Origin of the sequence: Pinirhizobacter sp. (assembly GCF_035317885.1) — a bacterium.
In the GTDB taxonomy this organism is placed as follows: Bacteria; Pseudomonadota; Gammaproteobacteria; order Xanthomonadales; family Rhodanobacteraceae; genus Pinirhizobacter.
Window position 1 is genome coordinate 1 of sequence record NZ_DATHFX010000311.1, and the last position, 7,775, is coordinate 7,775.

Sequence of the window (7,775 nt, forward strand, 5' to 3'; positions counted from 1 at the left end):
GGGGAAGTTCGTGAAGCGTGGATTGAAGCTTTCCGTGGGGGTGTGGGGAAAGTAATACAGCAAGTAATGCGCGAACTCGCGCCACCCCAGCTCGCGCAAGTAGGGTTCGATATCCGGCCGGCGACGTGCGTCCACGCGCTGCAGCTGCGCATGAAGGGTGCGATGAATCTGCTGCGGGGAGATTTCGCCGAAATGCAGATGCGGAGATAGCCGCGAGGTGCCGTGTCGCGCAGGCTTGTCGCGTCCGGTCGCGAAGTCGCCCAGGGCGTCGTCGCAGAAGAGCTCCAGGGCCTCGTGGGCACCGCGCTCGCCGGGTTGCCATGTTTCGCCAAAGGCCTTGTCCCAGCGCACGCGGGGTAACAGGACTAACGCTTCCAGCGGAAGACCATCGGGCAGGTCCACCCATTCAACGCTCTGCGGTTCCGCCGGCGCCGGCGGCACGCTTATCGCCTGGCGCAGGTTCCGCCAGTACGGCGTAAAGACACGGTACGGTTCGCCCTGTTGGGTTTGTACCTGCCAGGGTTCGGACCACAGGTTGGCTGAGTGGCTGTGTACGGCGATCCCCTGGTCCTGCAAGGCCGCCTTGACGTGGGTGTCGCGCGCGATGGCCGCCGGTTCGTATTGGCGATTCCAATAGACCGCCTCGGCGCCGCTGCGTTCGATCATCTGGCGCAACACGTGTAGCGTTTCGCCTTGCGCAAGATGCAGATGCGCCCCTCGCTCGCGCAAGTTCGCCTGCAATGCCTCCAGTGAATGGTGCAGCCACCATCGGCTTGCCGCACCCATCTCCCACGGGGCTTCCGCCGCCCGGATGTAGAGCGGGAGAACCTTCTCATGTTCCCTGCAAGCGGCAGTCAGCGCAGTGTTGTCAGCCAACCGCAAGTCGCGGCGAAACAGCATGATCGCGATAGTCATTTAAGCGAGGATTCCCGTGCTGGGTGCGGCATGAAGGTCTTCACCCTCGATACCGTATCGCCTCGATAAACAACGTGACGGCCGACGACGTATGCCGCCGGTTCGGGTAGTACAGGTGATACCCCGGGAACGGCACGCACCATTCGTCCAGAACCGCTATCAATTGTCCGTCGTCAAGATACGGCTTGGCGAGGTTTTCCGGGACCCACGCAAGTCCGAGGCCGGCAACGGCTGAATCGACGATCCGGGGGCTGCTGTTCAAGATCAGCTGGCCGTCCACGCGCACCTTGATCTCGCGGCCGTCTTTTTCGAATTCCCACGGGTAGATCGCGCCGTACGAGGGCAAACGCATGTTGATGCAGTTGTGCGATGTGAGGTCCTGCGGGGTGACGGGCAGTGTCCGGTCCTTGAAGTAAGAAGGTGAGCCCACCACGATCATGCGGAAGTCCGGCCCGATGCGCATGGCGATCATGCCGCTGGCGACCTGTTCGCCGATGCGCACGCCGAAGTCGAAGCGATCGGCCACGATATCCACCAGTTGGTTCTCGACCGACACTTCCACCTTGATGTCCGGATAGTTCGGCAGGAAGCGCGCCAGCATCGGTTGGATCACCGTGGCGGCTGCGTGCTGCGACACGGTGATGCGGATCATGCCGGCGGGTTTTTCGCGGAACGAACTTAATGCCGCGACTTCCGACTCGATGTCGTCGAACATCGGTCCGATGTTGGCCAGTAGCCGCTCGCCCGCTTCCGTTGGCGACACGCTGCGTGTGGTGCGGGTGAGCAGGCGCACGCCAAGGCGGCTTTCCAGCTTGCGCACGCTATGGCTGAGCGCCGATTGGGTGGTGCCCAGTTTCTTTGCCGCGCGGGTAAAGCTGCATTCCCGTGCGACGGCAAGGAAGGCGCTGAGTTCGTGGAAATCCTTGCGCATGGGTTATGACCGCCTTTCATGACCGGCTGGAAAAAGTGGCCCCGGAGGGCCGATTTATAGGATAGGCGCGTGGATAAGCATGCAGCAATCGCTTATTCATGAATCCGGGCTATAGATGCTAGTAATTCCCAAGGGCTAATTCGAAGCCGGCGGCGCCCATAGACTGATTGGGACCCCCGCCACCTCTATCGGAGAATTCCCATGCAAAAACGAACCCTCGGCAACAGCGGCCTACAAGTGTCAGCCCTTGGCCTGGGCTGCATGAGCATGAGTTCTGGTTACGGCCCGGCCACCGACAACAGGGAAGCCATCAAGCTGATCCGCACGGCGTTCGAGCGCGGCGTCACCCTCTTCGATACCGCGGAAGTCTATGGGCCTTATGTCAATGAAGAGCTGGTGGGCGAAGCCCTGGCGCCGATGCGCCATGAGGTGGTGATCGCCACGAAGTTCGGCTTCAAGAACGCCGATCTGAAGCAGGGCCTGGATAGCCGGCCGGAGAATATCCGCAATGTCGTGGAGGCATCGCTCAAGCGGTTGAAGACGGACGTCATCGATCTTCTCTACCAGCATCGTGTGGATCCCAACGTTCCGATCGAGGATGTTGCCGGCGCCGTGAAGGAGCTGATCGCGCAGGGCAAGGTGAAGCATTTCGGTATGTCTGAGGCCGCCGCCGCGACCATCCGCCGTGCCCATGCCGTGCAAGCGGTAGCGGCGTTGCAGAGTGAATATTCCCTGTGGTGGCGCGAACCGGAAGCGGAAATTCTCCCCGCCCTGGAAGAACTCGGCATTGGCTTCGTGCCATTCAGTCCGCTGGGCAGGGGCTTTCTTACCGGTGCGATCAACGACACCACCAGCTTCGATGCTACGGATTTTCGCAGTGTCTCGCCGCGCTTTGCGCCTGAAGCGCGCAAGGCCAACCTGGTGCTCGTAGAGGCCATCGGCCGCATTGCCGCCGACAAACAGGTGACGATGGCGCAGATTGCACTGGCGTGGCTGCTGGCGCGTAAGCCCTGGATCGTTCCCATTCCGGGCACGACGAAGCTGCATCGGCTAGAGGAGAATCTCGCGGCGGATCGCGTTGAGTTGACGTCAGGTGATCTGAAGAAGATCGCCGAGGCGATCGATGGGTTCGAAGTGCAGGGCGAACGCTATCCTGCGCAGATGCAGGCTTTGGTCCAGCGTTGATCGTTCGCGTTGCCAACGGATCAGGCGAATGAACGCTTCGGCATTTACACCCTAGCTGGTCTTCCGCCACTGGAATAACGGTCAACCAAGCTGCTCTATGTCGCCGAGTACGTTCATTCGCCACCGTGGCTCGTCGCCCGGTCCCGTTTCAAGTAAGGGTAGGGTGGCGGGCGAGCCAGGGTCGAAGACCGGAAGTAGACGGTCGGGCATACGCCCGCCTGGTCGCCCGCCATATGGCGGTGAACCACGGGTCCCGCAGACGATGCTGCGGGACCCGGCTACTTCACAGGCTTCGACACCCGGTTGCCGGACCTTCCGGCAACACGCAAATGATCCCGGTTTCTTCGCAGCGACTCCATATGCGAATCGTCGCAAAATTGCCTGACACATCCCATCAAACGATGCTCAATCCTGTAGTGCATATCCCGACGCGCGTCGCCATCAAGGAAGCGCCAGCCGGGGTCAGAGTAATTACTCTGACCCCAATCAGCGTGAACCCAATCAGCGTCTTCTACGCCAACGCGGGCTCGCCAGCCGTCTGAACGTGCACTGTAGTAACCGTCGTCTCCGCCGCAAAGAACGCCACCAGATTCCCCAGCCCACCCGCTTCCCGCTGCAAGCTGGCTGCCGCAGCCTGGATGTCATCCACCAGCTCGGCATTCTGTCCAGTGATGGTGTTCAACTCGCCGAAGGCCGCGCCCATCTGGGCCAGGGCCACGGTCTGTTGCTTGCTACCCATGGCGATGGTGGCCGAGTGATCGGCGACGCGCGCGAAGCCGGTGACGATGTCGTCGAAAGACGCGCGTGACTGGGCGGCAAGGATGGCGCCGGCTTCGACGCGGTCGGTGTTGTCTTCGATCAATGCGCGGATCTCCTTGGCCGAGTCAGCGCAGCGGTGCGACAGGCTACGCACTTCAGAGGCCACCACCGAGAATCCGCGTCCCTGTTCGCCGGCGCGTGCGGCCTCAACGGCGGCGTTCAAGGCCAGCAAGTTGGTCTGGAAGGCGATGGCCTGGATAATTTCCACCACTTCGGCGATGCGGGCGCTGCCGCCCTTGATCTGGGCCATGGCGTCCAGACTGCGCGCCACGATGTCGCGGCCATCGCGGGCTTTCTCGCCGAGTTGCTTGATCTCGCCGTCCACCGCCTGGGTAAGCGAGGCATGGTGGACGATGGCATCGGAAAGGCTGGCCAGCTGCGCTGAAGATTCCTCAAGCGCCGCCGACTGGCTCTGCGTGCGATGGGATAACGACTCGCTGCCGCCGGACATGATCCGGCTGATGTTGCGCACGGTACCGGAGCTTCCGCGAAGGCCGGTGACGATGTCCTTAAGTTTATCGTCCATCGTGGCTAGCGAGCGGGAAAGCACGGCCAGTTCGTCGTTGCCGTCCTGGGTGGTTGCATGTCCAAGACGGCCCGAGGTGATGCCCTCGGCCACGGTGGACGCCGCACGCACACCGCGCAGCACGCGGCGAAGCAGCAGCACGTCCAGCAGCAGGGCAACCACGAAGCCGATGCCGATGGCGCCCAACATGGCCCAGCGGGCCACCGTCACCTGGTGTACCTGCTGCTCGAACCGCTGCGCACCGTCGGTGGCTACCTTGTCGAGGATATTCCCGGCGTCCGTCTGCAAGGTGATGTAGACCGGTCCCAGCAGGTCGTCCTGCACTTCGCTGGCCTCGTCGTATTTCTCGGCGGCGAGTTTTTCGGCCATACGGTCGAAGAACTTGTCGATCGATGCCTTGTGGCTTGCGAACGACGTGTAGTCGTCGCCCTTGGGTACGCCGCCGCTAAGCTGCAGGTACGCGTCCCACATGCGGGCGATGAGCTTCTGGTTGGTGTGGATCACGCCGACCGCGCTTTCCGAGCGAGAAGGCAGTTTCATCTGCAGCGATTCCTGCACTTCCTGCGCGCTGGAGCGGTAGATGTTCATCATGCGGCCGACGACGCTGGCCGTAGCAAGTTCGGAGCTGTACATCGTGCGCAAGGCTTCGCCCGCGCGCGACATGGCGGTCATGCCAATGGCGGCAGACACCGCCATCACCACCACGAAGCAGGTGATGCGCAGGATGAAGTTGACGCGAAGGCCGGTAAGGCGGGGAAGCGTGGGGACTTTGAAGCTTGGAAAAGGCACGATCGTTTTCCTGGGGAGGGAATATCGGGGGAGTACGTGGCTCGCCCGGTTATCGACCGTGCATGGCTTTTCTTAAGTAAAAATCCTTTAATTTCAATTATTTCAGTTGTATTTCAAGGGCGGGTCGAGCCTGTGTCATTCCAGGCTAAGCGGGCTATTTAGATGCCGCCGCTGTGCAACCAACCTTGCATTCGAACCACGCCTTGGCCTTCAGGTAATCCACCGTCATGGCGAAGTGCGCGTAGACGTTGCCACCCACCGCGCCTTCCACTTGTTTGTCCATGTATTGCGACATGAACTTGTGGAAGGCGGGATCGGTACGTTCGGTGAACCAGACGGGGCCGACTGTCCAGCCGGCGATCTCCACGGCCGGAACTTCGATCGTTCGCATCGGATGCTTGGCGAACAATATGTCGCCGCCATCGATCATCCGCCAGGTGGGATGGCGCGCATGCCAGCGGTCGATCGTGCTGCTGACGATATAGCTGGTCACGCCCACGCCATTGACAGTTTCGGTGCCGCTTGCTTGTGCGCCAGCGCTGGACGGCATGGCGGTGGCCCCGGTATCGAGCAGCATGCTGAAGGTCTCGCCGTCCACCTTGATTTCAATGCGTGCGAAGGGAGACCCAGGTGTGCCGTCATCGTTTCGCATGAAACCCAACGCAGCGGCCTTCGCCGACTTGGTGGGCGTCCAATCAGGCGATTCCAGCCAAAGCTGTCGTTTGGGGTAATCGAACGTCCAGATGTGTCCCGGAAAGTTGCCGCCACCCATGATGCCGTCGTCCGTCTTGATCAAGGTTGGATCGTCGATCACCATGGCGACCGCAGGACAGTAGGCGTGGTCTTCCATCGGAAGGGACTTGCCCGGCTGGAAATCGAGCCGCGGCACGATGGTCGCCTGCATATCCCCGTGGTCACATTTGGCCGTTGTAAGCTTCAGGCGGGCGACGGCCGAGGCGTACAGCACGGCGTATCCGTTGAAACCCGCGCCGCCGGTGTCTACCAGCAGGCGCAGGGGCTGGCCGGACGTGGTCACAGGCTTGGCGTAGAAATGGCCGGCTTCGAAGATGGTGGGGATCGGGGTACGGGTTTCAGCGGCGCTGTTGGCGGCGAACACCAGCGACAGAGCAACGACCAGCGACTGAATCCTGCCCATGCCAGATCCTTGTATACGGTGAAGGTTGGGCAATCCTAGCTATCTGCCTGCACAGGGTCGTGGGCCAGAAGTCCCGTGGTCGTCGGTTGCCGGCGCCACGCCATCCACCCCATCACCGCAAGCGCCACGAACCCGGCATACAACACTGCAGTGACCAGAAGCGACTTGTAGACGTATTCGCCCACGTAGATCACGTCCACGACGATCCACAGCGGCCACGCGGCGGTGTGCCTGCGCGCCTGCCACCATTGGGCAACCAGGCTGAACGACGCGAGCGCGGCATCGAGCCAGGGCAGGGCGGCGTCGGTGCGGTAGTGCATGAACGCGCCCAATGCCAAGGAGCCGACGACACCCAGGCCCATGTGCAACAGCGCTTCGCTTGCGGGCAATGGCGCTACGCGAACACGGCCGTCGTCGTCCAGGTTATTGAGCCATCGCCGCCAGCCGTACACGATGAAGGCCGCGAACGCCCCTTGCAGCAATGCGTCGGAATAAAGTCGCGCGTCGACGAACACCCAGGCATAGGCTGCCACCGAAACCAGGCCCACCGGCCAGCACCACGGATGGCGGCGCGCGGTAAGCCACACCGCCGCCGCGCTTACCAGCGCTGATGCCACTTCAAACCAGGAAAGCTCAAAAGTCATACGTCACCGACAGGCGCGCCAGTCGTGGCATGCCCGGGAACAGGTAGCTGTCGCCGCCACTGGTACCGGTGTCTCGCCAGTAGAAGTGATTGAACACATTGTCCACGTTCAGACGCCACGTGAGTGCATGGCCGCTGAGCTGCGCTTCGTAGCGCAGGCCGGCGTCGAACACATGGTAGGCCGGCACGCGGGTGGCGCCATCGGGGGTGGCCACATTCGGGCTGGCATAGCGCCAGCCGCCCAGCAGGCTCAGGCGCGGCGCGAAGGGCAGGCGGTAGTCGGCGTAGACGGCCGAACGCAGGCGCGGCACGTTCACCACCTGGTGATCTTCGTACGAGGGTGTGCCGGTGTCCTGGGCGCGGGCGCGGATCACATTGATGCTGGCGGTCAGCCGGAAATTCTCCGTGATCCGGCCCGCGGCGTTCAGCTCCACGCCGGTGTGCACTTCGTTGCCCAGTTGCACGAAAGTGAAGCCGGTGGCCGAATCGTCAGGCCGGGCGAACTGGTACGGCTGGCTGATGCGATACACCGCAGCTTGCAATTCCAGCGTGTCGCTGAAGGCATATTTCGCACCGGCTTCGAGCTGGCGGGACAACAGCGGCGGCAGGACAGTGCCCCCATTGGTGGTCCAATAGGGCGCCGCGGTGCCCAGTGACAATCCTTTGCTGAAGCTTACGTAGGTGGTCAGCGGCGCGGTCGGCTGCCACATCAGCGCCGCCTGTGGCAGGACTTTGACCAGGCGCGTATCACGGGAAAGCTCGCCGGCATCGTCGTATTCGCGCTCGTTCAGCCGGACGAACCGGGCACCGG

At 62.3% G+C, this 7,775-nt stretch carries 7 protein-coding genes; 1 reads left to right on the plus strand and 6 read right to left on the minus strand.

What is annotated here, in order from left to right:
• Positions 1–915 (minus strand): cryptochrome/photolyase family protein (locus VK519_RS10185; protein ID WP_324349505.1); only part of this gene is annotated, 915 nt, incomplete at its 3' end.
• A 40-nt stretch (positions 916–955) separates the two neighbouring features.
• On the minus strand, positions 956–1,846 hold the full coding sequence (locus VK519_RS10190) for a LysR family transcriptional regulator (protein ID WP_324349507.1): 891 nt from the start codon (positions 1,844–1,846) through the stop codon (positions 956–958).
• A 201-nt stretch (positions 1,847–2,047) separates the two neighbouring features.
• Between VK519_RS10190 and VK519_RS10195 the strand changes: the two genes are divergently transcribed.
• The gene (locus VK519_RS10195; protein ID WP_324349509.1) at positions 2,048–3,031 is read left to right on the plus strand and encodes an aldo/keto reductase; all 984 of its coding nucleotides are present in this window, start codon (positions 2,048–2,050) and stop codon (positions 3,029–3,031) included.
• A gap of 511 nt (positions 3,032–3,542) precedes the next feature.
• Here VK519_RS10195 and VK519_RS10200 read toward each other — a convergent pair.
• The 4 genes from VK519_RS10200 to VK519_RS10215 form a co-directional block, all read right to left on the minus strand.
• Complete coding sequence (locus VK519_RS10200; RefSeq protein ID WP_324349510.1) at positions 3,543–5,165, minus strand: methyl-accepting chemotaxis protein; 1,623 nt, start codon at positions 5,163–5,165, stop codon at positions 3,543–3,545.
• Positions 5,166–5,319: 154 nt separating this feature from the next.
• Positions 5,320–6,321 (minus strand): hypothetical protein, encoded by a 1,002-nt coding sequence (locus tag VK519_RS10205; protein ID WP_324349512.1) that lies wholly within the window; start codon positions 6,319–6,321, stop codon positions 5,320–5,322.
• Between the two features lie 35 nt (positions 6,322–6,356).
• Positions 6,357–6,965 (minus strand): nicotinamide riboside transporter PnuC, encoded by a 609-nt coding sequence (pnuC, locus tag VK519_RS10210; RefSeq protein ID WP_324349514.1) that lies wholly within the window; start codon positions 6,963–6,965, stop codon positions 6,357–6,359.
• On the minus strand, positions 6,955–7,775 hold an 821-nt coding region (locus VK519_RS10215; protein WP_324349516.1), incomplete at its 5' end, for a TonB-dependent receptor. The genes pnuC and VK519_RS10215, both read right to left, overlap by 11 nt.